We start from the raw sequence: 26,939 nt of genomic DNA, 5'->3' as shown, positions 1-26,939 counted from the left end.
CTCCTATACTGCAATACTATAAAAATAAAAAGGGAGGAATTATTATGAGCATTTTTAACATTCTTTTAACCATACACATACTATTTGGAACAATATGCTTAATCACTGGAATTGTAGCGATGGTTGCCCAAAAAAAGAAAGGAAAACATACCGAATGGGGCGAAATATATCATGCATCCTATGTTGTCATCACCCTTACGGCAATAATATTATCCATTATCAACTGGGATAAAATCGCATATTTATTTTATGTAGCAATCTTCTCTTATTCATTTGCGATTTATGGATACCTTGCACGAAAAAAACGTTGGAAAAATTGGCTCCATCACCACATTAGAGGTATGCTAGGTTCTTATATTGGTGCAGTCACCGCACTTTTAGTAAATATCGGCATCCATATTCCCATTTTAAATTTACTTCCGCCAATATGGTTTTGGTTTTTACCGACATTAATTGGTATCCCCCTCGTAGCCAGTGTATCAAAAAAATATAAAAAGCGTAGTTGAAATTAATTACATTTTGATTACTTTCTGATTATTAGAATGAAAAATTATACTCTATGTATTACAAATAATATTATGAATGCTCGTCCTATGAATATTTAAAATAAAATGCCGCCCAACAGGACGGCTCTTATTTTCACTTTACAAACGTAACATATTCACCAGAAACCCATTGATTTCCACCGACATTATACCAACCATCTTTATATCCAAACGATTGATATTTTTCACCTTGATACACGTTTTTCACAATGCCGTAATTTGTTCCAGGGCCGGTACGAACACGCAATACATCCGCGATTATAGTAACTACACCTACACCATCGTTTGATGATTGTGAAGTTGCTGGTACATTTCCTCCCGTATAACGAATGTATGATGGATCGTTATAAACCCACTGATCGCCACCTAGATTTAACCAGCCATTTGATTGTCCAAATACTTTGTAGGACTCTCCTTTCCCTAATTGACGAATAACGCCATATCCAGTACTAGGTCCTTTTCGTAAATTTACATTACTACCGTTAATATAAGCAACCCCTACATTATCATTCGACGTGGGAGGAGTCACTACGTTTTGAGCACCTTTTCCAAAAGTATCCGTTCCATACCCTTTGTAGTTATATTGCAAATGCGGGCTATCCACAAATCCTTTCCAGTCACCGCCCCATTCAAAGCCAATTTGTTTAGCATAACGAATTGCTGATGCCCACGGTTCTTTATTATAGCCATTCCAATCTTCTGTACCATTCGACTGAATTGGAACAAAATCTAATGCCTGTCCTACTAAGTGATATGAGCGCATCGTTTGTGATGCTCCTTTACGAACATATTCACGTTGTTGCTCGACCGTACGGATTGTTTCATAAATTAATACTTCAATTCCATTGTCGATACAGTACTGATACCACTTAAAAGCTGCAGCTTTCGTATTATCCGCTAAGTTATTCAGATTATTTACATTTCTAGTGTGGTATTTCAATATGCAACATCTCCTTTTCTATTATCATATGCAAAACTCGTCTCATGGGTTGTACATATACCTAGAACGAAACGAAGTACAAATACACAAGAAGCCAATTCATCTAACAAGATTTTCATTTCTAGCTTCAAACTTTGTAAACTGAAATCGAAGCAATAAAAAAACCGCAACCCAGGTCTTCTAGTTGCGGTTTTTGGTATTTTCTTTTTATATGCAACATGCCATCTTGCATTATTAATCCTAATATATAGGTTGTGTAAATTTTCCCTTTATGAATAACACTTCTTATTCATGACTTTTCAAATCCAATATGGAATGTAAACGATCCGGATAATTAGTAAACATCCCGTCGACTCCCCATGAAAGTAACTTTTTCATATCTTTTTCATTATCTACTGTAAATGGATGAACTTCTAATCCGTTTTTCTTTATTTTATTTACATAATCTGAATCAATATATTTGTAATTCATACCAAGACCTATGCAGTACGTTTTATACTTTTCTATCTCTAATTCTGTTAATTGAACTGCTTTTTTATAAGGTAATAATTGTACTAAGAATATATGACTATTTAAGCTATGAATCTTTTGCAGACTTTCTTCACTAAACGATTGAATAATAACTTTATCCTGTATTCCATAGTGATGAATAATTTCTAATAATTTTTCTTCCATTCCTGGATATTCATTAGGTGATTTTATTTCAATATAATAGCTTGCGTTATGCCCAAACGTTTCAATAATTTCTTTTAATGTTGGGACTTTAGCATTTTCGAATTCTTTCTTTGCTAAGTTCGGATATTTTTCATTAAAAAAAGAACCTGTATTTAGTTGCTTTATTTCTTCTAATGTATGCTCTTTCACTAGCCCTGTACCATTTGTTGTACGGTTTAAGGTTTCATCATGCATAGCCACTATATGTCCATCTTTTGTCATTTGAAGATCGATTTCTATATAATCTCCATTCATTTGTTGGCCTAATTGATATGCTGCTATTGTATGTTCAGGCGCATATGCAGAAGCACCTCTATGTGCGATATTTTTTATATGATTTGATTGATTAATAGCTTTAGTATACTTATGTTCATTTATTTTCTGAAAAACAAAGATACTTATTACTATAAAGGTACAAATTATTGTAACGAGATATATCTTTTTTATAACGATTTATAAGCTCCTATATAAAGACGATTTAACTTGAATGATTTACTCAATTAAATGTCGATTTTCCAATACAGTCATTTTGCCGATAGCTTGAAATCCCGATTTTTTATAAATATTGATTCCATCGGGTGAAGCTTGTAATACACAATACGTATTTTTAAATTTATGTGCTTCTTGCAGCAGGAAATTGAACATAGCAGATCCGAACCCTCGTCCTCTCATTCCTTCTTTAGTTGCTATGTCATAAATACCAATACTATCTTTTGAACATATCAATGAACCAACAGTTACGACTTCACCTTCATATAACCCTAAAAATAATTTCAGATTCTCACTGTTACATATATCAAGATTAGAAATTTGATTATAGAATGCTTGTACATGTATACCTTCTTCTGATGTGCCGAATAGATCAGCTAACGTTTCTCCAAATTTATTTATTTGTCCAGGTGAAGATGCTTGTTGAATAGTAAAACTTACTGGCATGTTTATTGTTGGGGAAATTGTTTTTAAGTCTGCTACCATCGCAATATTCTGTTCCACTTCTTTTAAACCGATTTTAATTAACTCACTTTTTATATCCCGCTCTTGCTCCTCATCCCATAACCAAACACTCATTGGAAAATTTCTTTGATAATAGTATTCTACCTCTTTATATAATTTCTCAATCCCTTCCGTTAAATTATTGTTTAGTAGAGTGATGATATTAAATGTATCGGCAGGTAATCCACAATCAACAGCAATATAATCTTTCGTTTTTTTTATACTCATTCCGGGCACAAATTGTGCAATATATGAAGTTTTAAATGCAAAGTTATCTAGTAGTTGTTGTTTATAATTCATCAATAGTTCTCCTTTTCATAAAAAGTAACACTCGAATTTTTCTATATTAAATATAACATATTAGAAATTTACCATTTTCTATAAAAAGTACCTCTTTAAATTGTGCTCTATAGTTTAAAATAATTAAAAATGATATAACGTTGTCGGAATGAAAAAAGTGGTATATAATAAATATTAACATTACTAGTAATTATTTTAGGTATTCCTAGAATAAAGGAGCGATACATATGAAAATTACTATTTATTTCGGAAGTCATGAAGATCAAGATGTTCGTACTATGGACTGTCATTTAGATGTAGAAGATACAGAAGAGATTGTTTCTGTATCATAATATAAATAGTTAGGGTAAACCCTATTCCTTACAGCGTTTAAGGCACCTTTTATAAGGTGTCTTTTTTGTTATATTTTCATCAAAAACCCTTTACTTTATAGCGTTTTAATAGTAAAATATAAATATACGAACAAACGTTCTTTTTATTTTAAACGTACATGAAGGGATGATTTTAACAATGGCTCCATTAAAGCGCAGAGGAAGAAAAAAGCAAGCACCTATTATTTCAAATACAGGCTTTATCGGCTCTGTCTTTATTGATACATTGGAGTTACAAAAGAAATCCTATTATTTCGCTCGTAAAAAACTTCAAATTGTTCATCACGTACTAGATGGTCTCTCTGGAGCAACAAGTGCTTTATTTAAAGAACATAACATTTCAGCATACATGTCATGTGTGTATTTACATAAACAAAAGAAAATTGGTTTTGTTCTTTCAACGAAACCATTTGAACAAAGTGATGGCGTTGCTTATTTTGTAAATTATTTAATCGAAAAGAATTTTTATGGCGGCCATGATGAAGATGTAGAATATCAAGAAGTATTTAATACAGGTTTTATCGGTGTAGTATTCGCTGATTTATCTAGTATAGATCGCTTTAATTTCGAGTTTGAAATGGGTATGCTAACGAAATTAATGAAAGATATGATTATTCCAGTTAAAGAACTCTTTTTACGCCATAATGTACCGGCTTACATCTCCACTTCCCATTTAGAAGAACAAAACAAATTAGGTTTCGTTCTCTCTGTAAAGCCATATGACGAACGCGCTGAAGCAGATTTATATTTTGAAGCGTATTTAAAAGAACGCGGATTATTTATTGGTGATGAAGAAGATGATATTGATAAGATTGTCATTAGAAAAACCGCTGAATTACGATAAAAAAGCGCAGGATCAGCATCCTGCGCTTTTTAAGTTACGTTAAACACTATAATCTTTTGAATGAATTTCTAAATTTAACTTATTTGCTAAAATTTTATTCAAAGTAAAAAATACAATCCCCCCTGCAATGGGAAGCGTGTAGGCTGGAATGAAATTTAATAATAGTCCTGATATTGCAAGTGCTATTGGCTGCATTATTTTACCTAAGCTTAATCCAATACTAAGAACTCTTCCTCTATATTCTTCAGGAATCTCATTTTGCATGAAATACATTAAAGGAATATCAATTTGTGCTATCATAAATCCTAAAAAGAACATAATCATGCAATACGTAGTAACATATACCAAATTATTTACTACAATAGGTTTAAATAAAACAGGTATTCCTGAAACTATCATAAAAATCGCCAACATAAAACTTATTTTTTTCAATAGATAAGAATAAGAAAAACAATCAGTTATCTTTTTTACTAGTATTGCACCAACTATCATACCTATCGGGAAAGTCCCTTGAATCATACCAAATTGCTTAGAACTAAGATTAAGAACTGTGTTAATAATGTATGGCAACGGAACAGTTACAGCAAAGCCTAAAAAGAAATTAAGAGAAATTAAAATACTAAAAGTATTTTTTAAGCGTTTCCGCTCCAATAAATAAGAGTATCCCTCCTTTATATCTTCAATAAAATTAATTTCTCTAATTGAACATTCCTCATTTATGTTTTGCTCAAACAATTTAAAGTTAATAAACAATATGGAAATAGTCGAAAGGATAAATGAAATACCATTTATAATTATAAAAATTTTAATATCAAAGACTGCAAAAACAATCCCCCCTAACATAGGGCCTAGAATTAAAGATATAGAATCGATAATTTTACTTATAGAATTAATACTCATTAACCGCTCTTTAGTGACCATATTCGGTTTTACGGCCTCTAAACCTATTCCAAAAAAAGTTGTAAATACTGTCATAAGAAAGGTAGTAGTATAAATGATAAATAAGTTTAATCCATAATAGCTGCTTAATATATAAACAGTTATTAATAAGCATCCGCTTAGTAAATCCATACAAATAACCAGTTTCTTTTTATCAACCTTATCAGCAATGACACCGGCAAATGGATTCATAACAATCATTGGAATCGTTCCTAATATGAGCGAAATTGCAAAATTTAACGCAGATCCGGTTATTTGTAAAACATACAATCCTAATGCAAAACTATAAATAGAGCTACCAAATAGTGATACTGTTTTTGCAATTGAATATAAACAAATATTTCTTAGTTCTTGGTTTCTTTTTTTATTTTCTATATGTAATCGTAAACTTCCCATCACTTTTCCCCCTGCCTAACTTTGTGTTACGTACATTGTAAGTTCTTGGGTCAACCCAATAGCAATATGTACTATTTGAAAAGTTTTAAGGGAAAATAAATAAAAGATGGAGTTAACCCCATCTTTTTCCGAAAAATGAATATGTATAAATTTCTTCTCCTTGAACAAAGAAATCCTCGTACTTTCCGCCTCGTTTTAAATAATTTGAAGTACTTTCATCAATCGATTGAAACTGTAAATTTTGGATTTCTTTCGTTACTTTTGCAGATGTAAAATTCTCTCGGAGTCTAGGTGCAATTTGGCTATTTATGCTGAATTTATTAAATAAAATAAATGAACTTAATAAATAACAATTAGGTTTAAAAAGGTAATTTAATTCGCGTAATAAAAACTCCTCATGTTCAAAACTATAATTACTTGTACCTGATTGATCAATTACAATATCAGCAGAATAATTCTGAATAGGAATGTTTAGAAAGTCAGCACAGATAAATACAATATTTCTTTTCAAATTTCTTCTCTCAATTACATCTTTTAAAAGTAAAAGTTTATTCAAATCACGATCAACAGCAATATATAAACACTCTTCCGGTAGTTCTTCATAAATATTTCGTAAAAAGAACCCAATACCAGACCCTAAATCAAGTAGTATTTTTTCATTTAAATCTAATTGCATTAGTTTCTTTTTCGCCCATTCTCCTCCTCTTTGAACATTTTCCAAAAAAGCAGTATCAGTTTCATGAATATAATCCGAAATAGAATCTTCAAGTGATTTCTTTTCATACGCTTTCACTGAGTTGCCAGCTGTTAAAACCCCTGAAATAATCGTGTATTCTTCACCACAATTACAAATTAACTTTCCCTCAATAATTTGATTCTTATTAATAATGCCATCTTCAAGAATTAAATTTCCGTTACACTTAACACATTTAAATAAATGAAGTACTTTTAAATCTACCCCTAAAATTGAACTCGAAATTTCAGTTTCTATAGATAAATTATGTAACGCTTCCTTTAATTTGCATTTTCGTTCCTCTAAAGTTTTTATTTCTTGTTCAATCTTTTCATATTTTACTTTAAATAAAGATTGATAAAAATTATCCTTTTCATAGTCTAAGGATTTCCCTAAATTTTTATAAAGAAACAGTTCTTTAATTTCATACAAGCTAAACCCTAGCCATTTGTGCTCTAATATAAGTTCTATATCCTTTTGACAATACTCGTCAAAAAAATAGTGACTTCCTTTTTTCTCGGGAATAACGAGTCCGAGGTCCATATAATGTCTAATCGTATCTACACTTACATTATTTACTTCTGCAAACTTACTGATTTTCATCCTAATCACTACCATTTATATATTTGTTTATACATACTTCTTTATTATTTTAAAAAATCCTTTCATCTCCCTATATAAAATTGTTTATATTATGAAAAAGATGTAATTAATTTTAGAGTTCCGCCACATATCCATCAAGCTAAGCTTATATAAGTTTAGCTACTCTTTTTAATCTTGAATTTAAAAAAAGGGTAGCAGGTAGTACGGTTATGTCTATATATCTAAAAAACTTAAAATTAAACTATGAGTTCATGGATAAATTAAAAACTGTGGCGTAAGTACTACAGTTTCTTCCTTCTTCATTGAGTTGAAATATGTAAAGTTACGTACTTTAACTGTAGCGGACTTGTACTACGCGTTCATATTAATTTTATAGACGTTTAAGGATTTTGTTTTATGGTAAGTATTTTTGCTGTGAAATCAGGATTGTAAATATAGATGAACGTGATTCAAATCAAAAAAAGGTACTCCTAGAAGTACCTTTTTTACTATTCTATATGTGCGAACGCTTTCAAAATTATTGGATATAAATTGATGTACGCATTGTATTAAATGGTGAATTTATAGATGTCTTTTGGTACTCAAACGTTCCTTGTTGGTGTCCAGAAGCATCCCATTTATAATACCAGCCAACGATTGGTCTTCCGCCAATTATAGTGGAATCAATACTTTTTACATTAGAACCATTCATTTTAGCAAATGGGTTTTGGCCATAGCCCATTTCTTTCGTTGTAATATATAAATATTTTCCCCCGTGGTTACGCGATGTGCTGAAGCTGTTCTGATTAATTGTTTCTACCCCGCCTAGCTCAGACTCTACTTGTACGACGTTTAGTGAAGTAAGTGGTGCTGCTGGTCCAGCTGAAGCTTCTGTTGCCATTCCTAATCCGACGAACGCTGTGATTGCTAACGATGAAATCCCTAGTGCTGCTTTTTTAAACATAAAAAACATCCCCTTCCATCTATTGTTTTCTCTTTCATTTTCAATATAATCCCAATAACCTTATATGTAAATAGATTGTAGCTGTATAAATATTAGTGCGAATATTCTATTATATATTTCTACAATTCTATTACTTAATAAGAATGATTTACAGTGCAAAACGAAATACACACATGTCAAGTTTGTAGTGTTGACATAAAAATTGTAAACTGGCTTATGCCTCGTATTTATCATATTTTATATCCAATATTCCTAAGCTTCTGTATTCTAGAATGTTTTTACTACAACTATTCATTTTTTCTTTGCAGGAACAACTGTGATAACATCTCCTTTATCATTTAAAGTCAGAGAATGTAGAAATTATAGCTAGTTATTGATATGCTACCTACTACGTACTGGAGCGCAACCTATCTGATAGGTGAATGATTCATGTGAAAAAGGAAACGCTACCAGTTCTATAGCACCTCCTTTTTATTTAATAAGTTAGACAGAAAGAATAGAAATAATGTTTTTCCTGTTTCACTATCCTTTTGTTTGTAAATGAACTGAGTTTTGAAAAACTATCCTATATAGTATGAATCGGGTATAGACATTAAATAATAGAATAGGGCACCTATTACTCCACAAGTAAAAATAGTAAATCCCATATTTCTTATGCGTTTAATTTTTGACCACAATCCAATAAATCCTGCTATTAACCCACTTAAAGAGAATAGTGAAAAGTTGGAAACGGGTGTAAGAAGAAATTCCGCATTAATCCCTGTCCCCCAACAAATAATAGGTAACACGACAAGGGTAAGACAAAGTAATCCCATTACACTTACAAGTAATTTAAGATATTTGATACCTGCAATAATTAAATAGATTCCACCTATAAATCCACATAACCAGTAAATTGGCATAAAGTAAATCCAAAGAAAATGCAAGATGATCATATGTAATTTCCTCCTATTTATTTTCGCTCATTGTAGTTCTGGTTATTTGATGTTCTGAATTCGTTGCTAATTTATTAAGTTGATTTAGCGTTTCTTCTAAATCAAACGAATTAAACCAACGGTAATCCTGTCTGTCTAGAATACGATAATGCTGACTAATTAGATTTTGTTGTAAGCGAAAGTTCCCTTTTTCTTGAATCTGCTTCCACCAGACTTTTCCTCCCAATGTTTTTTCTTTGAAGTTGTTAGTGCTATTGTGGGCCATTGTTTCGATTACTACTAATGGATCATCCCCAAGAGTATTCTGTAAAACTTCACTATCTCTAAACAATGCACAAATAGCAACAGTGTTGGTCCAACCTGCATTCGTTCTCCCTTTCTCAATTTGAACAAGCGTTTTTTTTGATATGCCGAGAACTTCAGCCATTTTATCTTGTGTATATCTTTTTTCAGTGCGTATTAACTTTATTTTCATTGAAATAAGTTCAATTGCATGCTCCTTATTCACTTTACTTCCCCCTCAAAAGTAACTAATGTGTTATTTAGTGTAATTTTACACTTTAATCAATTCATTTTCAACTCAATCCTCCTTAAATCTTGTAAGAAATAATTGGATAAGTCATAAAAAAGGCATTCCACAGTTATCTATGAGAAGGTAGCTCGACCATCGATTTCTAACCTCGATGGAGATATGTCGAGATCACATTTCATTTTAATTAAATAAAAAACCCGTAAATAATTCACGGGTTTTACTTTAATAACTAATTGCTATTGTACCTTCACCTGCATGAACCGCAAATGAAATTGGTAATGGATATAATTTGAAATCCATTTCAGGGAATGCTTGTCTAATATCTGCAATCCATTCCTCGGCTCCATCTTTATCATTAGCATGGAACATGTGAAGTACTTTTGGTAATTCTTTTTCAAGTTCATTTTTAATATATTCTCGACATTTTTGGATTTTACGAACTTTCTTTTCAAGTAAAAGCTCTCCACCTTTTACTTCTAATATTAAGTTAACACTTAATAAACTTCCAAGTAAAAATTGAATGCCCTTTACACGACCACTTGCATAAAGGCCTTTTAAACTTTTCGGGAATACGTGGAAAGGTCTTCTTTTTTCATCTACTAATGTTTTGTGTATATCTTGTAAAGTCATACCATCATTGTATAACGATTTCGCTTTTCTAATTAGTTCATCCATTGGATAACTTGTTGTTTCACTGTCTAATACCGTTAATGGAAAACCTGCCATTTCTGCAGCTAGCTTCATATTTTGATAGGTTCCACTTACTTTTCCGCTAATAGCAACTGCAAATCCTTCTTCATATTCTTCTTTGCATTTCGTAAATAACTCTACCATTTCCCCAATATTAGGTTGTGAAGTAGTGACTGTTTTACCTTCGTTTAACGCATTATAAACACGTTCACGTACACCTTCTTCACAATCTTTGTACGACATTCCATCAATAATAACTTCGATTGGGATAACAAAGTTATCTCCTTCTGTTTTAAAATTCGCAGTTGTACTATCAGTAATCCAAGCAACACGCTTCATGTTGTTCCTCCCTTAATTCAATTCCTCTTTTCTAATTTTTCTATATATTTATGTTATAAAAAGAGAATATCCCTGTAATAGTAACAGGACTTTATTGTTTTGGCTATAGTAGATGTATATTAAATGTGACTATTTCTTGTCTATTTCACAAATAAAAAAGAAAATCAAGGAATTTGCTCGATTTTCTTCTTATCATATACTATTTAAAAGTTTCATTATCTAAAATTACAACATAATCATTCGTTAATCTTCCAGCTTCTTTTGTATAACTAACAAGTCTTTGTATATTATCACAGCAAATTTTTGCTCCCCATACGAGTAACGGTACGCCAATAAAATCGATATGGAACCTTCTAGAAAACAGCCCACCGAAAGTCATTGGTAAAGGCACTGTTGGTGATGTGTTAGAAAATATAATCTTTTCATGGCTTTGATAATGTTTTTGCAAGATTTCTCCTAAATGCTTCATCGCTGGTACAACAACTTTTGATGCGCCACATCCAATCGTATATACAGGATGACCATGTTCATCGATTCCATGAAAAATAATTTTTCCCATATCTTCTGTTTTCAATTTATTAAAGTAATCTACATTCAAAATTTCTTCTTTCGTTAACTTACGATCCGTTGGTAATTTATTTAAATGATACGCTGCAGCAAGTGAAGTTGTATGAGTACCGCCGAAGTCTGTGTAAATGTATATCATATTATCATCCCTTGTTGTAAAAGTTCAATGTTAATTAGTATTACCGTTCTTAGCAATGTTAAACAAGGGGTGAATGCATTTACGTTTTTTGTGTTAATTCATTATATTTTTTCCAAATATAATAACGTCTACTAATTACAGTGCCTAATGTAATACATAAAAAGGCATTTGTTACAACCATTAATGTCTGGTGCGTACTACCAGAAAACATACTTTGTTTAATCATAATTTTTGCTCCTAAAATAACAAGAAGGATTATTGTACTTACCCAATTTCCTTTTCGGAGTACATGACCTGTTTTACTATCAAATCGAAATGTTAAAGCTCTTCCCCGTATAATCCCTAGACCTAAGCCAATTCCAAGCATTACAACAAACAGTAGTCCTTGCAGCAAAGTTATTTGTCCCATATGAATAATGGACTGGATTGTTACAAAGCACAACAAAGCCGGAATGAGCCAAATACGGTTTATTTTCACTTTTCGTTCTTTACTTTGCATCAAAACAATAATAAGAACAACAAGTAAAATATCCATTTAGAATCCTCCTATAAACTTGTTTATCTTTAAAAAATATATTCTCCTCTTTTCATTCCATACTTGAAATACGATAGCTACTTTTAAGTGTAAGTTGGAAAATGTGATTTCTCATCAGTCTTAAGCATTATTTATAAAAATAAAAAGACGTACTTTTTACTCGTACGCCTTTAATAACTCGTTTAAACTCCTATTTATCAACTAATTCCACACCTTTAGAATTAGTTTTACCCAACACTCGAATGTTAAATTTATTAATGGCTTTTAAAAAGATAATATAAATACAATATCCAATAATAGAACCTATAACATTACAGATCACATCATCAATATCAGTAATTCGTCCTACTCCACTAAATAAAGACTGAATTAATTGTAGCAATTCGATACTAACTGATATAGTAAATCCTAATAAAATAGTATTTTTGAACTTTTTATATTTATCCAATAAAATTGGTGCTAAAAATCCTAAAGGCATTAATAATAAAATATTCCCGCCTACATTTCTTACAATAAGACCAATCATAAATAGGGCATCCCCATCATAAGCACTACCAATTTGATTGATGTCTTTAATAATTGATGCAAATGGTATTATATTGACCGAGCGATTCAGATTTTCAATATTAGAAGGAAAACCGATTGGTAAAGGGAATAAAGTTACTGCAACAACCATACAAATGTAGACCACGAATAAAAAACTTATTATTTCTTTCCACCAAATCATATGTTTTTTATTTTTGGTACCAATTAATATTCCACGTACAATTAAATAACAAATAACCCCTAAAATAATAAACAAACTACCGTTGATCATATACAAATTGTTAACACATCCTTTCATATGAATTAATAATTTAAATTTACAATTATATAGTAATGTTTTTTAATTTAAAAATCCATATAAACATATGTAATTGTGCAGAATTACAAAAACCCCTTATTTAATAAATAAAGGGTTCCTCGTTAACTAAAATATTTTTCAGAACAGAAACAATCATAAACCCGTTTAAATTATTTTCGTATCTCTTCTTTTATATCCATATAATTAAAAAGCTCTTTCTATTTCTGTCATTAATTTTTCAGGTCCTGCCCCTTTATTCGATGGAATAACTAAAGTGATTCCTAATTCTGGATATATGGCCGAGCGAAAACTGACGCCTGGATCATATCCCATTACATGATATTTGAATACCTTGTTTTCTCGTGTTTCAATCCATACTCCATATCCGTAAGACTGTTTATCATTTACATGAATGTGGGGAGTTAAAAGTAACTTTGTATATTCCTTTCCTAAAATTTCATTATTAAATAGTGCCGCCCAAAATTTCAACATGTCTGGTGCAGTAACATATGCACCTCCATCAGCCCCTCCTTTTATTGGTATAGAGTAAGCGTTTGTTCTCCAATTTTGGTTGGTTTCGTCCTTTATATATCCTAGAGCTGTATGTCTTGGTAATTTATCTAACGAAAAATAGCCAGAATCATTCATGCCAATCGAATTAAAAATGTTTGTTTCTATATACTCCGTAAATTTAAGTCCCGTCTGTTCTTCTATTATTAATCCAAGTATGATAAAACCTGCGTTGTTGTAGTGAAACTTACTCCCAGGTGCAAACATCATATTACTGTTTTGGAATAATGGTAAAAAGTCTTTTAAGCTCTTTAATAGATACATAGGTGTTTGTTTCCAAAGATCCTCGAAGTTATCCATAATACTTTCATCAAAATAATCTGGTATACCAGAGCTATGCGTTAGTAGTTGATGTATTGTAATATCTTCATCGAAGTTTGGAAGTTTTATCTCTAGACAATCCTTTAATTTTGTATGAAAAGAAATAACACCTTTTTCAACAAGTTGACAAATTCCAATTGCAGTGAAAATTTTACATCCTGAGGCAATGCCGAATCTTGTTTGTATCGTATTGTTTATACATTCACTTTTGTTTGCGTAACCCATTGCTTTTTCATAGATTAAGTCTTTTTCTTTTTTTACTAAAACTACCCCAGAGAAATCTATTTTCTTTTGTATTTCTTTTACAATTTTATTAATTTCATCTTTTGTTTTTATCACGACAACCACCCTTGTCTTTCGGTATTGTTCTTTACCCTTATTAATTTTTCCATATAAAGGGGAAAGAACCCTTTTATTAAATACGATAAATTGTTAATGAGAACACAAAGTTCATTTCGAATGTATTCCGCTATTTGTGGGCAGTAGGACCCCCATCTCAAAATTCAGCGAAAGCAAAGAAGTTAAGTGGGGACGCTGCTGCCCGTAAAAGCCCGATTGGTGAGGGCTGATAATCAGTGGGGGATGCCCCCCTCATTAAAGTTTCACTTTATTGATTCAGTAGAATACAACTTAGATTGTGATGGGAATAAAGTAAACACACACAAGACGATAGTAATAAATAACATGATCAATGAACCTACAATAACTACCAGTTGTATAGAAATGAACTGAGTCGCAACACCAGATAATATTGTAATAAAGATTGTTACTAACGCAATAACAAGTCCATATATACTTCCGATCCGTCCCATTATATGAACGGGAACGTTATTTTGGTAAAACGTATAAAAGCCTGTATTTGCATATGCCATAGAGAAAGATAAAATAAAGAATCCAATAGCAGCTATTAAAAATATATTTGAAAAAGCATAAATTAAATAACCAATTGCGATGAATAATGATCCTATTCCAATTAGAAATGAAGGTGCTAATTTCTTTGACAAAATTGTATTTGTTATGGCACCTAAAATAAATCCTGCACCAGCTATACTAACTAGAAAACCATATTCACTATCTGTTAGTAGTAATACCTCTTTCGCAAACGATAGTTCAAGTGAATCAGTAGCGGTTGCTAATACGAACATACTTTGAAATAAGAAATACACACATACGACATACACATGTTTTCTACTAAAATTTATAACAGTGTTCCAATCTTTTTTTAATACTGTAAGAGATAATGTATTACTTGTTGTATCCGAAGCTTCTTTCTTATCAAGATTAGGTAAAAGTAATGTAATTAATCCTGATAAGAGAAATGCTATAGCATTCATATATATAGCAAACTCTGGTGTACCTGCAATTAATAATCCCCCCGCTACTGCTGGTCCAATTAGTGATGCACCAGATCCTATTAAACTGCGTAGTGAGTTGAAACGTTGTCTTCGCTCTACTGGAATTAATTTCGTCATATACGTCATAGCAGTTGGCTCATAAATTGCACTGGCCATACTTATAAAGAATACGAATACATAAACAATCCAAAGTGACGGAAGTAAAGGTAAAATAGCGATAAATAACACACGATATATATCGAGGTGAATCATTAATTTCCGTTTATTTAAACGATCAATCATACTCCCAGACCAAGCGTTTGTAAATAAAATGGCTAATGGTTTTATTACATATAAAGTAGCAACAGCTAAGGCTGAGCCACCCATATTATAGACAAGTACATTCAGTGCTATTAAGTAAATCCATGCCCCTAAATTCGCAATACCAACTCCGGACAATAGTAATAAAGGATATTTCCAATCTTTAAGTAAGTTCTTCATTTTTGGCCCCCGCTTTCCAAATTGTTTTAAAACAATAAAAAAATCCCACCCCCAAGACTTTTAGTCTTAGGGACGAGATTTATCATCGCGGTGCCACCCTAGTTTATTAATATGTCGCCATATTAACCTTATCAGGTACTGCATTATTTTCATGCTTATACCTTAGCTCTATAACGAGAGCTCCCGTCACACCATCCCCCTAATAATAGGTTCCGATGTGCTGCTCAGAGGCTTGGTTCAATAAAGAATTTTTACTCCTTTTCAGCTAAATGGAGCTCTCTGTGAAAAATTCATTTTATTTACTCTTCTCTTCACTGCATTTATTTTTTCCATATTATCACATATACATTTAACTGTAAATAAACAATAATCAGATATTTAATAACGTGTCACTGTTAGTTCTCTTATTTATTATTTTTTCTAAAAATTACGGTGCGTGAAATTACTTACAACTCTAAAGAAAGAGCTATTTGCATACAGCTCCTTCCAAATGCCTGGATTAATTCGTATTCGCCTCTGTTAACGGTTGTAACGGCGGTTCTAATTCTAGTTCTAGTATATCTCCTTCTTGTAAATCTTGTCCTTTTTCAATACTTTGACTCGTTACATAACCCGTACCAGAAGTTTTCAAATCTAATTTCAAAAGTTTAGAGAAATACATAACATCACGCATGGACCACCCTTTTACATTTGGCATTTGTGCGTTATTCCCTAATAAAAATATACGATCACCTTCACTCATTACCTCGCCAGACTGTGGATATTGTTTTATTATTTTTCCTTCTCCTAAAATTACCGGCTGTAGCTTCTCTTTTTCTACACTTTTCTCTATTGTATCCATCGATTGATTTACATAATTTTGTACTTTTAATTGAGATTGTTTCGCTGCATCAGCTATTTGTTTTTCTGTATACGGTTTCACCTTTAAATATTCAAGGCTGTTTTTTATAACAGGTTTAAATATTTCAGCAAGAGGCTGAGCTCCATACTCACCTCCTTTTAACTTTGGCTGCTTAATAGCTAAGTATACGATTAACTCCGGATCATCAATTGGAGCCATTCCTAAAAAGGAGAAAATGTAATTCTCTTTCCCTTCCATATATCGGCCGTTTTCAGGATTCGGGATTTGTGCTGTTCCTGTCTTACCTCCAATTGGATAACCATCTACTTTATACATTGTACCAGTTCCTTTTGAAGATGTTATAACACGCTCCATTAAGCTTCTAACCTTGTCCGCTGTTTCTTTTTTTATCGGATTCCCAATTTCTTTCGGTTGATTTTCCATAATAACTTCTTTGTTTGTTGGATTTACAACTTTATCAACGATATATGGTTGCATCATTTTCCCGTCATTTGCTATAGCGGTAGCCGCTTGGATTAATTGAATCGGAGTTACTGTAGAACCTTGACCGAAAGAAGTTGTAACCTGTTGAATTTGCGTATTTAATAATAAAGTATTTTTCCTTTCTCCAGGTAAATCTATCCCTGTTTTTTGATTGAATCCAAATTTATTCATATATTGCTTAAATTTATTTGGTTTCAGTAACTGATCTTCTAAAATAGAAAAAGCTACGTTTGATGACCTTTCAAATCCTTCATCAAATGTAATTGATCCCCATCCAAATCCACCATTATGGTCTTTTATATCAGATGAACCAACGGAATATTTTCCAGATTGAAAATATTCTTTTCCGTTATATACACCTTCATTAATGGCAGCTGCTAACGTAAAAACTTTCATTGTTGAACCTGGCTCGTATGCATTTGCAATCGGATCATTTAAAAAGTATTCGATATCACCTATATTAGGATTGTAACTAGGTTTACTAGACATCGCTAAAACTTTACCGGTTTTTGGATCAGCAATAATTCCAATTAACATAGAAGGATCATAATGTTCTTGCGCTTTGTTCATCGCTTCTTCTAAAAAACTATTAATTTGTTTATCAAGCGTTAAATATACGTTATTCCCATTTTTAGCTGGTTCTACTTTACCTATATCATTTGTAAGCGGAATTCCCCTTCGTGTACCCACATATTCTATATTCCCGTTTGTAGAGCGCAAATATTTATCCAAACTCTTTTCCAGTCCAAACTTTCCTTCCGTATTCCCTTTATCATCTGGTCTAGCAAAACCAAGTATATAGGATGCGAAGTCTTCATTCGGATACACTCTTGCTTTTTCCGACATAAAAGATACACCTGGTATTTTTAAATTATTAATTTTTTCTTTCGTTTCCCTAGATAAATTCCGACCAATTTTTCCAATTTCAACTTGTGTACGCCCTTCATGAAAGTTTTTTAATACTTCTTCTTTATCAATTCCAAGCGCATCGGCTAATTGTTGTGCGGTTTCATCTTTATTTTTCACTTTATCTTTTCCTTTTAAATTCACAACAACTCGATACGTTGTAGAATCTTGTACTAACACCTTTCCGCTTTGATCATAGATAGTGCCACGATTCGCTTCTAAAACACCTTTTTTATTATGTTGTTCATTCGCGAGATCCTTTACATTCACATTATGCACGACTCCTACTGCCTGAATATAGAATATACGCAAAATCATAATAAGAAACAAAACAATAAAAGCAATCATCATATATCGAGCGCCTTTATTCGTTTGGAGTTTTTGCATACTTATCTCCTCTCTTTTGGAATGGATTCGTACGAAGATCCGTTTTAAAATTTGTAGTTTTTGTTTGCGATACTATATGTTTCGAAGTTTTCTTTTTAATTCCTTTAAAACAATGCAAAACTAACTGTTGTTATTTTGTGTCATTATTTTATATATTTTAAATACGGTGCGTGAAATTTCAGAATATTAATTAGTACAACTTGATTACAGAGCACTCTAAACTCTTTTCGTATTTCCTATAAAAAAATTCCCCTCTGGATGTCCAAAGGGGAATTTTTTTAGGAAAATTATGCGATATGGTTATATTTCGCTAAGAAAGGAATTCGTCTCGCTACTAATGCATACATTTTGAATACAAGTTTCGCTATTGGTTCAAACATACGTGTACTTTGCATTACTAAAGCGCTCGTAATAAGTGTTAAGAATGCTGCACCAAGTATATCTAAAGGATAATGAACACCTACGTACATACGTGATATACCGACTAGTACTGCCCATAATAGCGCGATATATTTCAGTTTTTCTCCTCTAAGAATAAATACGAAGGCGATTGAAAATACAAGTACAGAATGATCACTAACGAATGATGAATCTGCTGCATGTGGTACTAATTGATGTACATCATGTGATACGAATGGACGCGGATGGTAATATACCGCGTGTATAAGAACATTTACTAATAATGCAATAATAACCGAAAGCGTCGTATATAAAACTGTATATTGTTTTCTAATTGCCTTTTCTTTCTTTCCATTATTAAACCATAAGATAAACATAAATAGAACGGCTACGTATGCAGCGCTATTTGTAATAGCAATCATTAACGTATCTAATAGTTTGGATGAATCAGCAAAATTATTAAACCACTGAAATACTGTGTAATTCATTAAACTCTCTCCTTACATACAAGTGTTCTTGATTTACACAGTATACAATACCATTATGAAAATAGGCTTAAACTTTTTTCATCTAATTCTCATTTTACTATTACTCATGTGACAATTATAAAACAAATTTTATACGCTATTTATGTATAAAGCCGGTAAGCCTTTATAATAAGGCGGTTCGTATTTTTTTCATATTTGAAATACATAACATGTTCATTTAAATATACTAATTGTAAAATCATATTTTTTAATTCATTTGAAGTACAATATTTCCGAATTGTTCCCCATGTTCCATACGGCTTAGTGCTCGAATTGCTTCTTCTAACGAGTAAACCTTATCAATAATTGGTTTAATTTGATATTTTTCAATAAACTTTATCATCTCATTAAATTCCTCACGGCTACCCATGGATGTTCCCATAATATCAATTTGATTATAAAATAATGCGCGTAATGGTAATTCAATTTTATCTCCTGAGCTTGCACCAAAATTCACGATTCTTCCATTTGGTTTTAATACATCAAAATATTTCAAGAAAGTTGCCGGGCCTATACTATCTATTATTAAATCTACTTTTTCACCTTGTAAGCTCTCTTCCCAATTTCCGGTACTATTAAAAGAAATATCTGCACCATATTTTTCAGCAAGTTCCCTTTTATTCTCTACCCTTGAAGTAACACTCACTTTTGCGCCGATTGCTTTCGCGAATAACATGGCAAATGTAGCTACACCACCTCCTATTCCCGGAATTAAAACATGTTCACCGCACTTCAATCTACCCTTTGTAAAAAGTGCTCTATATGCTGTTAATGCGGATAAAGATAAAACACCTGATTCTTCCCAAGTAAGATATGCCGGCTTTTCTACTACATTTTCAGCCGGTACAATTACATATTCAGCAAACGTTCCATCTTTCGGTCCACCTAGCACTTCCGGTAACTCCGGTACTTCAGTAGCATGTTCCCATCCAATACTAGGATTAATAATAACTTCTGTATGTAGTGTAATATTTGAAACTCCTTCTCCTATTTCTGTAACAATTCCTGAGCCATCTGACCCTATTACTAATGGTAGATCCATTTCTTTTCTATTGTTTATAATAAATAAATCCCTATGATTTAACCCTGCAGCTTTTAACTTTATTTTTACTTCACCTGCATTAGGACTTATCTCAGGTGAAAATTTATATTCTAACCCCTCTAATCCTTTTTCATATTGATGTACAATAGCTTTCATTGCTTAATACCCCCTTAATATTTCCAATGTACTAGAAATATCAAAATAAATAAAATAGTTTGCCTCCAATAATTAGAAATTATATATTTTGTCATGAAAAAAACAAAAAATCCTCTCCCTATAAAAAGTATAGGAAGAGGTTTCAAAACTAGTTAGATAAGAATCTATAAATTTATTGAATTCTAGCCAATTCTAATATTTTTCGAATAAATGGCGCTTTTGCCTTTGTATATGAAACACGATCAAAAGCATATGTAATAGCAAGCCTCTCTTTTAATTCTCTATATTCTTTACGTGCCCATTCATGGCTTATTAGAAAGTCACGAAATAAAATATTGTTTCTCCACTCATCACTATTATAAATATAAATATGCAAATGATGAGTACCCGCTCTCCATTTTCCCTTTCTAAAAAAACGCCAATTGGTTGCATCTTTTGGAACAAACTCATATCCAATTTCCGATAGAATTTCAATCCAGTTTTCAGTAATTTGTAAGTCTGTTACGCCAATCATCATATCAATAAGAGGTTTAGCTCCTAATCCTTCTACTGCTGTGCTTCCTATATGTTCAACAGCAATTATTTCTTGTCCTAACAAGGAACAGAATTTCTCTTTTTCTTTTATATACTCTTCAACCCAGTCTTTTTGATATGCTTTAATAACAATTTGTTGATCCATTGTATTCACCTCTTTATAAGTGTTTATCATTATATTTATAAAATTTTATATTATTAGCATAGGATTTCCATAAAATATGTCGAATAGTGGAATGTACAACATAATTATATTAAATGTGAGGTAATCTATGAAAGATAATTCCGTGGAAATTCAGTTAAATAACGTAACATTCCAATTAAAAGAATATCATAATTTTGATTGGCTTATTAAATTAGGAACCGTATTTGCAGTTTTTGACCAGCAAGACTCAGGTAATATAAGTTTTGGTGTAGAAAAAGATGGGCATAAGAAATTTATCAAATACGCAGGAGCACAAACAATTGCATTTGAAGGAACAACGGGTCACGCTATTAAAAGGCTAAAAAATTCAGTTACTATCTATGAAGATTTAAAACATGAATCGCTCATAAGACTAATTGATCATTTTCCAGCTCAATCTGGATATGTATTAATTTTCGATTGGTTTGATGGTGAATGTCTTCATTCGCATTGGAGTTTCCCACCTCCTGAGAAATATAAAAATCCAAACTCTCCATTTTATAAATTTAGACATTTATCTGCTATAGAACGAATTCATTCCTTACATTCCCTTTTTTCTTTCCATACTTATGTAGAAAAGAAAAACTATGTAGCAATAGATTTTTATGACGGTAGTATTTTATATAATTTTAATACAAACGAAACAAAAATTTGTGATATAGATTTATACAGTAAGAAACCTTACATAAATAAAATGGGCCGGCTATGGGGTTCCTCTCGTTTTATGTCACCAGAGGAATTTGAACTAAACGCAACAATTGATGAAAGAACAAATATATTTAATATGGGAGCAATGGCTTTCTCACTTTTAGGCGGTGAAAAAGATCGTTCTTTTATAAAATGGGAAGCAAGTAAGGAATTATATGAGGTAGCGTATCGTGCTGTAAATAACAATCGAGCAGAACGGTATGCATCAGTTACAGAATTCTACGAAGCGTGGTTAAAAGCGGCTAATGCAGAAAATATATAACCTTAAATTATTAAAAGAAATATAGAGTTTATACTATTATCATGTATATTAAAAATGGTTTTATGAACGTTTCGTACTAATTACAACTCGAGTTAATGACTATAACATGAATAGAGTTAATAATGATGTGAGAACTCGAAATGTAAATACGACAAATGATTTAAATGATAATCAGAATAAAAATAATAATTGGGCTTGGTTTATTGGGACTACTAGGATTATTTGGTCTTAGAAAAAAAGACAAAGATCCAGAAACATGTTAATGTAGAACATTGTATTTAATTTTAAAAGATATTTATTTATCAAAAGAATGCAAAATGAATCGCCTTTAATAAGGCGATTTTTTATTTTTTAAAATCAATAACAATCACAAAAAACGGATGCAATTAATCGGAAACAATGAATTTCTTAACTTAATAGTAATAGAGCATTACATCTATTGGACAAACTACGCTCCTTTTTTATACCTTTTCTTCACTTACCCATATCTTATATTTTGTGTAACTAATTTAAATGCTACAGCCCTTGATATTCATAGCTTCATAACACTTCCTCTTTTGAGTTACACAACACATTAAAAATGAGTAACTGTATAGAATGGGGTAGAATAACATAGTCATCAAGTTAAAAGTTTAATGTACCAACAATTAGGAAGCTTTGTATGTTAGAGAATTTCAACCTAAAAAAGTCGGATTCCTATACGTTAAGTAAAGTGAATAAAGTCTGTTACACTCTCTTCTTTAGGAACGTTTCCATAATATCCTTCTTGAACCATTCATAATCAAACTGAAAAGCTACATTATGCGTTTTATAGCCTGGATTAGTAACAAAACGAAAGTCTGCAATGCTTTGACCAAATCCTTCCCCTTGATCAGGAATTACTTTAATGGGTACCCTTGAAAGACTAACAGCCTCTTGATTCAGCAAATACCACACCGTTACAAAATCATGCATAGGACTTCCACTTATACCAGGATTAGACTTGGAGTAGAAATTATAATAATAATCTAACATAGGTTTGATGATGAGTCCTGCAAGATCCTGTGTATTCCGATGAAATGCATCAATTTGTTGGACCATTTCGGGTGTAACAATCGCATGTTGAGTCACATTTAAAGGAATAATCGTCAAGTTCTTTGCATGCTGTAAAATTAAGTTTGCTGCATAAGGATCTGCGTAAAAATTAGCTTCAGCCACAGCAGTTACGTTACCTGGATAGAAAAAAGCTCCCCCCATGCAAATGCATTCTCTTACATTTCGCATTGTTTCTAAATTTAATACAAAAGTCGTAGCTAGCGAAGAAAGTCTTCCTAAATTGATAATGGTAAGATCTTCTAAATTTGATTCTATAATTTGATAAATATCATTTAAAGGATAAACTGGATATGAAATTTCAGGTGGAATAATAGGTCCTAATCCAACTTTTCCATGTACCTCAGGGAAATACTGAATTAATATACCTGTCAACGGTACAGAAGCACCAAGGAATACAGGTATTTCTTCTCTTCCCGCAATGTACTTTAAATAGTTTATATTTCTTATTACATTTTCTCTTGATACATTTCCATAATCGGCCACAATTCCTACAAGTTGAATGTCTTTACGAAAAAAGATGTACAGTATAGCAAAGGCATCATCAATCCCTAAATCTGTAAACAGGAGAACCTTTTTTTGCATATCTCTTCCTCCAAAAAATTTATAGAATTCTACTTTCACCAATGATGTAGTGATTAGACTACGCTTGTATATATATTTTTTATGTATTCTTAAAGAATGGATTCTATTCACTTGAAATAGCTTTGCTCATCTAAATTTGATTTTATGTTCTTAAGTCGTTTGGTCAATTGGGAAGTATTTCAAATCCAAAGTCTCAATACCATCTACAGTAAGTTCTCCGCCAATTGGCTTACATTGAAAACAATGAGTGATAGTCTGAGCTTTATCTCCGTTCGGAAACTCACCAGAATATTTAGAGTAGACACCTATAAGATGTTCAACCTCAACATTTAATCCTGTCTCCTCAAGTATTTCTCGTTTAGCGGTTTCTTCAAGAGATTCTCCAAGTTCCATAGCACCATCTGGAAGACCCCACTCATTTCTATCTCCCCGTTTTTGTAAAAGAATTTCATTTCGTTCGTTATAAACAATACCTCCAGCAAAATTAAGAAATATTAAATCATGCCCTACTTTTCCCCGGATATAACGAATGTAGTTCTTATTTGTATTTTATATATAAATATAGAATAAAATGGTAACAAAAATGATATTATTCCTTATTCTCATAAGAAATTCGCCTTTTACTTTTTATCAATCTATGCGTTTTTTAAACATTTCTATTCTAATACCTTCATTTCCAAAATCCCCTTTCAAAATAAAGAGGACACCAATTTTATCGCGGCTCTAAAAATTGGTGTCCTCTAGTTTTCTAGCAGGACTATATTCTATTTTCAAGCCCATTTCTATCTCCCCATGAATAAAACTCAACATTCTGTTTATACTACAACTACATCTAGAGACACATCACTGTTTAGAGCGGCTAGGTTTTGTTAGCTGCTCTTTTGTGTTTTACACAAATAAAATCAATAACTCAGCATATAATATCTATGTAGTTAGATTATCACCTCTGTATCGAGCAGTTAGGGTGGGCTAACTGCTCTTTTATTTATGACAAAATGAAACTTTTTAACAGAATTACTTTCGTATAACATTTTCAATCTCGCTTACACTATAACTGTAACTTTAAGTTACACATCTATTACTTATAGGGCCTAATTTTCTTTTGTGTAACAATTGGTTAGCTCATAAAGTTAACCAATTTGTTGCGTTAAATATTTTTTATTTCTCAATACTTAATACTTGGAATTAATTCTCATTTATTGGTACTAAACTATTGATATTGATTTTCCTCATATGCAATTTTTGAAAAGGCCCTTTCTCTCACATCAGGCTCTTTTATTTATTAAAAAAGGATTATTTTATATAGATTACTATAAGCATCCATAAAGCCAAAGCACCAATGATAGCGAGAACTATACGTGTAGATAGTATCCTTACTTCAAAGTCTGTTTTCTTGGAGGGTTCAGGATATGCAATTATGTAAATTCCCTTTAATAATGCAAGCCATGCAATAACCGTTAGGAATCCCTGCCAGTTGAATACCCATACATTATGTAGAATTACAGTACCTAATCCTAGGAAAATCGATAGAAAACCATACATAATACCAAATCCTCTGTCTTCAACCACTAATTTTTTTAAGTCACGTAGCACCGATGGACGGACGAAAAGTATTCCCGATACGATAACCGTCATCCATCCCCAGAACAGCCCTAAAAAAGTACTAGTTTCCATTATTATTTCACTCCCCTCAATTATATTTATATTTCAGATATTCTTTCCTTTAGAACAATTCCAGCACTTTTCACATTTACAATAACTAAATATCCCCATCTTACCGGTTTTAAAATCTTCATTGTCATGACTATTAATAAGTTTATATCTTTGTATACATTTAGGTTATTTTAATTTACCCAACCAATTTCCTAATATAAATTAATTCCTTTCCTCTCGAAGATATTCTTTCTATTCCCACCCTCTTAAGGATACCTTAGAAAATATTTCTAATTATTGTAACGTGGTAGCTTGTTTTTCTTTAAACAAAAGGCTTATTTTGTTTAAAAATTCATTCCAATTTATAACTACTATATTTTTCCTATATTTTCTATTACAATTTAATAGAAATATGTTGATAACAAAGGAGCAACCTATGAAGCATAATATAAATCTATGGTCTTTTATTTTTTCATTCATTTGCATTGCTTTTTTTCTTATATATCTTGAAGTATGCACACCTGAAATGAATGCGTCGTTTATAAATATCGTTTATTTTCACCCTTTATTTTTTGTACTCATGTTTTCAATAGGAACTTTTTTTGCTGGTATTAAAGGCTTCTCTAAAGCAGGTAATTGGATAGCAATGCTTAGAAGCATAGTAACAGTTCTGCTAACATTGTTATTATCAGTGTTTTTAACACTAACTTTAATCGTTGGTTATGCATTAAGTTAAACGTAATTCTTCACGAATAAAACTAAATATTACGTCAATACTATATATGACATTAGATTTTCTCCTTGTTCCCCCTTGGAGATGAGCAGTTAGCTTTTGCTAACTGCTCTTATTTTCTACAATTGGTTTCATTTACCTGATGTATTTAACGTAATATTAAGTTACGATATAAACGAATAAAATATATTTGGCAGTTATACCATTACCCTAGGAAACTAGGGTTTTGATTTCTATAAAATGAAATTTTTATTGTAATTACTCACCCATAGTTTTATATTTTTCAAACATTCCATTCTTCCGGAGAGTATTTACTAGCTGCCTTATCGTTAATTCCGTTCTTCCTAATGCTAAAGCAATTCCCTTCACCTTTCCGAATCCATAATACTTACATATGTAGGCTAATTCTTTCGTTGTATACGGCTTCTTATGATTCGGATCGTAATCAGGATGATACTTCATTCGGCCCTGCGCATCATATTGAACTTCCACCCTGATCACTTTCCTTTCAAATGAAGTTTTTATTAAGCTACTTGATAAGCTTTACAAACCCATGATTCATCTTCGTCTGCATCATCCGCAAAGAATATTTCTACCTTCAATTTGAAACCATTCTCCATTACGGCCGTCGCCTCAAATACTCTGCTTATATGGTCAAATTGCTTGATATCCTCGTCCTCAACCATTCCGAATTCTTCTCGGAGACTATCGTAGAATTTTTCTACTGCACTTTCTAAATCATACTGACTTTTATATGTTTGTTCGTGAATTAACTGGACCTCCATTTTCATTCTCCTT

The 26,939-nt window shown here is 31.8% G+C and carries 26 protein-coding genes, 2 pseudogenes and 1 other annotated feature; of the genes and pseudogenes, 5 read left to right on the top strand and 23 right to left on the bottom strand.

Features of this window, described 5'->3' with window-relative positions; translation table 11 throughout:
- The first annotated feature begins 44 nt into the window (after window positions 1–44).
- Window positions 45–506: a DUF2306 domain-containing protein gene (locus ACO6VI_RS19990; RefSeq protein ID WP_053564312.1), complete on the top strand. Its 462-nt coding sequence runs from the start codon at window positions 45–47 to the stop codon at window positions 504–506.
- 133 nt (window positions 507–639) lie between these two features.
- Here the strand turns inward: ACO6VI_RS19990 and ACO6VI_RS19985 are convergent, their stop codons facing one another.
- From ACO6VI_RS19985 to ACO6VI_RS19975, 3 genes are all read right to left on the bottom strand, one after another.
- Entirely contained in the window at window positions 640–1,485 is an 846-nt protein-coding gene (locus tag ACO6VI_RS19985) for an SH3 domain-containing protein (protein WP_161519874.1), read from the bottom strand.
- Between the two features lie 285 nt (window positions 1,486–1,770).
- Window positions 1,771–2,646 carry a glycerophosphodiester phosphodiesterase gene (locus tag ACO6VI_RS19980; protein ID WP_161519883.1) on the bottom strand — a complete coding sequence of 292 codons (876 nt, stop codon included), beginning with the start codon at window positions 2,644–2,646 and terminating at the stop codon, window positions 1,771–1,773.
- 45 nt (window positions 2,647–2,691) lie between these two features.
- A complete protein-coding gene (locus ACO6VI_RS19975; protein ID WP_001107101.1) occupies window positions 2,692–3,492 on the bottom strand; it encodes a GNAT family N-acetyltransferase in 801 nt (266 codons plus the stop codon).
- 510 nt (window positions 3,493–4,002) lie between these two features.
- Between ACO6VI_RS19975 and ACO6VI_RS19970 the strand changes: the two genes are divergently transcribed.
- Complete coding sequence (locus tag ACO6VI_RS19970; protein ID WP_000035355.1) at window positions 4,003–4,707, top strand: hypothetical protein; 705 nt, start codon at window positions 4,003–4,005, stop codon at window positions 4,705–4,707.
- Between the two features lie 39 nt (window positions 4,708–4,746).
- On the opposite strand, the gene ACO6VI_RS19965 is transcribed toward ACO6VI_RS19970, so the two are convergent.
- The 15 genes from ACO6VI_RS19965 to ACO6VI_RS19895 all read right to left on the bottom strand — a co-directional run bounded on the left by ACO6VI_RS19965 (window position 4,747) and on the right by ACO6VI_RS19895 (window position 21,069).
- Window positions 4,747–6,042 (bottom strand): MFS transporter, encoded by a 1,296-nt coding sequence (locus ACO6VI_RS19965; protein ID WP_161519875.1) that lies wholly within the window; start codon window positions 6,040–6,042, stop codon window positions 4,747–4,749.
- Window positions 6,043–6,154: 112 nt separating this feature from the next.
- On the bottom strand, window positions 6,155–7,378 hold the full coding sequence (locus tag ACO6VI_RS19960; protein WP_161519876.1) for a MerR family transcriptional regulator: 1,224 nt from the start codon (window positions 7,376–7,378) through the stop codon (window positions 6,155–6,157).
- 517 nt (window positions 7,379–7,895) lie between these two features.
- Window positions 7,896–8,321 (bottom strand): DUF4879 domain-containing protein, encoded by a 426-nt coding sequence (locus ACO6VI_RS19955; RefSeq protein ID WP_000472917.1) that lies wholly within the window; start codon window positions 8,319–8,321, stop codon window positions 7,896–7,898.
- A 560-nt stretch (window positions 8,322–8,881) separates the two neighbouring features.
- A complete protein-coding gene (locus ACO6VI_RS19950; RefSeq protein ID WP_422423900.1) occupies window positions 8,882–9,256 on the bottom strand; it encodes an ammonia permease in 375 nt (124 codons plus the stop codon).
- Window positions 9,257–9,269: 13 nt separating this feature from the next.
- Entirely contained in the window at window positions 9,270–9,764 is a 495-nt protein-coding gene (locus tag ACO6VI_RS19945; protein ID WP_001031006.1) for a helix-turn-helix transcriptional regulator, read from the bottom strand.
- Between the two features lie 246 nt (window positions 9,765–10,010).
- A complete protein-coding gene (locus ACO6VI_RS19940) occupies window positions 10,011–10,817 on the bottom strand; it encodes a DegV family protein (protein ID WP_000831923.1) in 807 nt (268 codons plus the stop codon).
- 199 nt (window positions 10,818–11,016) lie between these two features.
- Entirely contained in the window at window positions 11,017–11,523 is a 507-nt protein-coding gene (locus ACO6VI_RS19935) for a DUF3189 family protein (RefSeq protein WP_000639421.1), read from the bottom strand.
- A gap of 79 nt (window positions 11,524–11,602) precedes the next feature.
- Window positions 11,603–12,058, bottom strand: coding sequence for a DUF1453 family protein (locus tag ACO6VI_RS19930; protein ID WP_000353711.1), 456 nt, complete (start codon window positions 12,056–12,058; stop codon window positions 11,603–11,605).
- Window positions 12,059–12,248: 190 nt separating this feature from the next.
- Window positions 12,249–12,881 carry a VanZ family protein gene (locus ACO6VI_RS19925; RefSeq protein WP_141435880.1) on the bottom strand — a complete coding sequence of 211 codons (633 nt, stop codon included), beginning with the start codon at window positions 12,879–12,881 and terminating at the stop codon, window positions 12,249–12,251.
- A 225-nt stretch (window positions 12,882–13,106) separates the two neighbouring features.
- Complete coding sequence (locus tag ACO6VI_RS19920) at window positions 13,107–14,132, bottom strand: serine hydrolase domain-containing protein (RefSeq protein WP_023522088.1); 1,026 nt, start codon at window positions 14,130–14,132, stop codon at window positions 13,107–13,109.
- Window positions 14,133–14,395: 263 nt separating this feature from the next.
- Window positions 14,396–15,628, bottom strand: coding sequence for an MFS transporter (locus ACO6VI_RS19915; protein WP_023522087.1), 1,233 nt, complete (start codon window positions 15,626–15,628; stop codon window positions 14,396–14,398).
- A 65-nt stretch (window positions 15,629–15,693) separates the two neighbouring features.
- Window positions 15,694–15,952, bottom strand: a binding site (T-box leader).
- A gap of 175 nt (window positions 15,953–16,127) precedes the next feature.
- Window positions 16,128–18,266: a penicillin-binding protein gene (locus ACO6VI_RS19910; protein WP_098033254.1), complete on the bottom strand. Its 2,139-nt coding sequence runs from the start codon at window positions 18,264–18,266 to the stop codon at window positions 16,128–16,130.
- 287 nt (window positions 18,267–18,553) lie between these two features.
- Window positions 18,554–19,153: an undecaprenyl-diphosphatase gene (locus ACO6VI_RS19905; protein WP_001110124.1), complete on the bottom strand. Its 600-nt coding sequence runs from the start codon at window positions 19,151–19,153 to the stop codon at window positions 18,554–18,556.
- 247 nt (window positions 19,154–19,400) lie between these two features.
- On the bottom strand, window positions 19,401–20,390 hold the full coding sequence (locus ACO6VI_RS19900; RefSeq protein WP_000644511.1) for a zinc-binding dehydrogenase: 990 nt from the start codon (window positions 20,388–20,390) through the stop codon (window positions 19,401–19,403).
- Between the two features lie 172 nt (window positions 20,391–20,562).
- Entirely contained in the window at window positions 20,563–21,069 is a 507-nt protein-coding gene (locus ACO6VI_RS19895; RefSeq protein ID WP_000372677.1) for a GrpB family protein, read from the bottom strand.
- A 127-nt stretch (window positions 21,070–21,196) separates the two neighbouring features.
- On the opposite strand from ACO6VI_RS19895, the gene ACO6VI_RS19890 reads away from it, so the two are divergent.
- Complete coding sequence (locus ACO6VI_RS19890) at window positions 21,197–22,078, top strand: protein kinase domain-containing protein (RefSeq protein WP_098033255.1); 882 nt, start codon at window positions 21,197–21,199, stop codon at window positions 22,076–22,078.
- 79 nt (window positions 22,079–22,157) lie between these two features.
- A pseudogene (locus tag ACO6VI_RS19885) lies at window positions 22,158–22,341 on the top strand (GNAT family acetyltransferase); the annotation flags it as partial.
- A gap of 463 nt (window positions 22,342–22,804) precedes the next feature.
- Here the strand turns inward: ACO6VI_RS19885 and ACO6VI_RS19880 are convergent.
- The 3 genes and pseudogenes from ACO6VI_RS19880 to ACO6VI_RS19870 all read right to left on the bottom strand — a co-directional run bounded on the left by ACO6VI_RS19880 (window position 22,805) and on the right by ACO6VI_RS19870 (window position 25,429).
- Window positions 22,805–23,755 (bottom strand): nucleoside hydrolase, encoded by a 951-nt coding sequence (locus tag ACO6VI_RS19880; protein WP_001170283.1) that lies wholly within the window; start codon window positions 23,753–23,755, stop codon window positions 22,805–22,807.
- 159 nt (window positions 23,756–23,914) lie between these two features.
- Window positions 23,915–24,286 (bottom strand): annotated as a pseudogene (locus ACO6VI_RS19875) (NUDIX hydrolase); the annotation flags it as partial.
- Window positions 24,287–25,048: 762 nt separating this feature from the next.
- Entirely contained in the window at window positions 25,049–25,429 is a 381-nt protein-coding gene (locus ACO6VI_RS19870) for a hypothetical protein (RefSeq protein WP_000450247.1), read from the bottom strand.
- 415 nt (window positions 25,430–25,844) lie between these two features.
- Here ACO6VI_RS19870 and ACO6VI_RS19865 point away from each other — a divergent pair, with 415 nt between their 5' ends.
- A complete protein-coding gene (locus ACO6VI_RS19865; protein ID WP_161519878.1) occupies window positions 25,845–26,144 on the top strand; it encodes a hypothetical protein in 300 nt (99 codons plus the stop codon).
- A 255-nt stretch (window positions 26,145–26,399) separates the two neighbouring features.
- Here the strand turns inward: ACO6VI_RS19865 and ACO6VI_RS19860 are convergent, their stop codons facing one another.
- Window positions 26,400–26,633, bottom strand: coding sequence for a hypothetical protein (locus ACO6VI_RS19860; RefSeq protein ID WP_000453747.1), 234 nt, complete (start codon window positions 26,631–26,633; stop codon window positions 26,400–26,402).
- A 32-nt stretch (window positions 26,634–26,665) separates the two neighbouring features.
- Entirely contained in the window at window positions 26,666–26,926 is a 261-nt protein-coding gene (locus ACO6VI_RS19855) for a hypothetical protein (RefSeq protein ID WP_161519879.1), read from the bottom strand.
- Window positions 26,927–26,939 lie beyond the last annotated feature (13 nt).

The sequence above is a fragment of the Bacillus sp. PSXD-155 genome (genome assembly GCF_049310765.1).
GTDB lineage: Bacteria > Bacillota > Bacilli > Bacillales > Bacillaceae_G > Bacillus_A > Bacillus_A cereus.
Note: the sequence above shows the minus strand (reverse complement) of the source record. Positions and strands in the feature narration are given on the sequence as shown.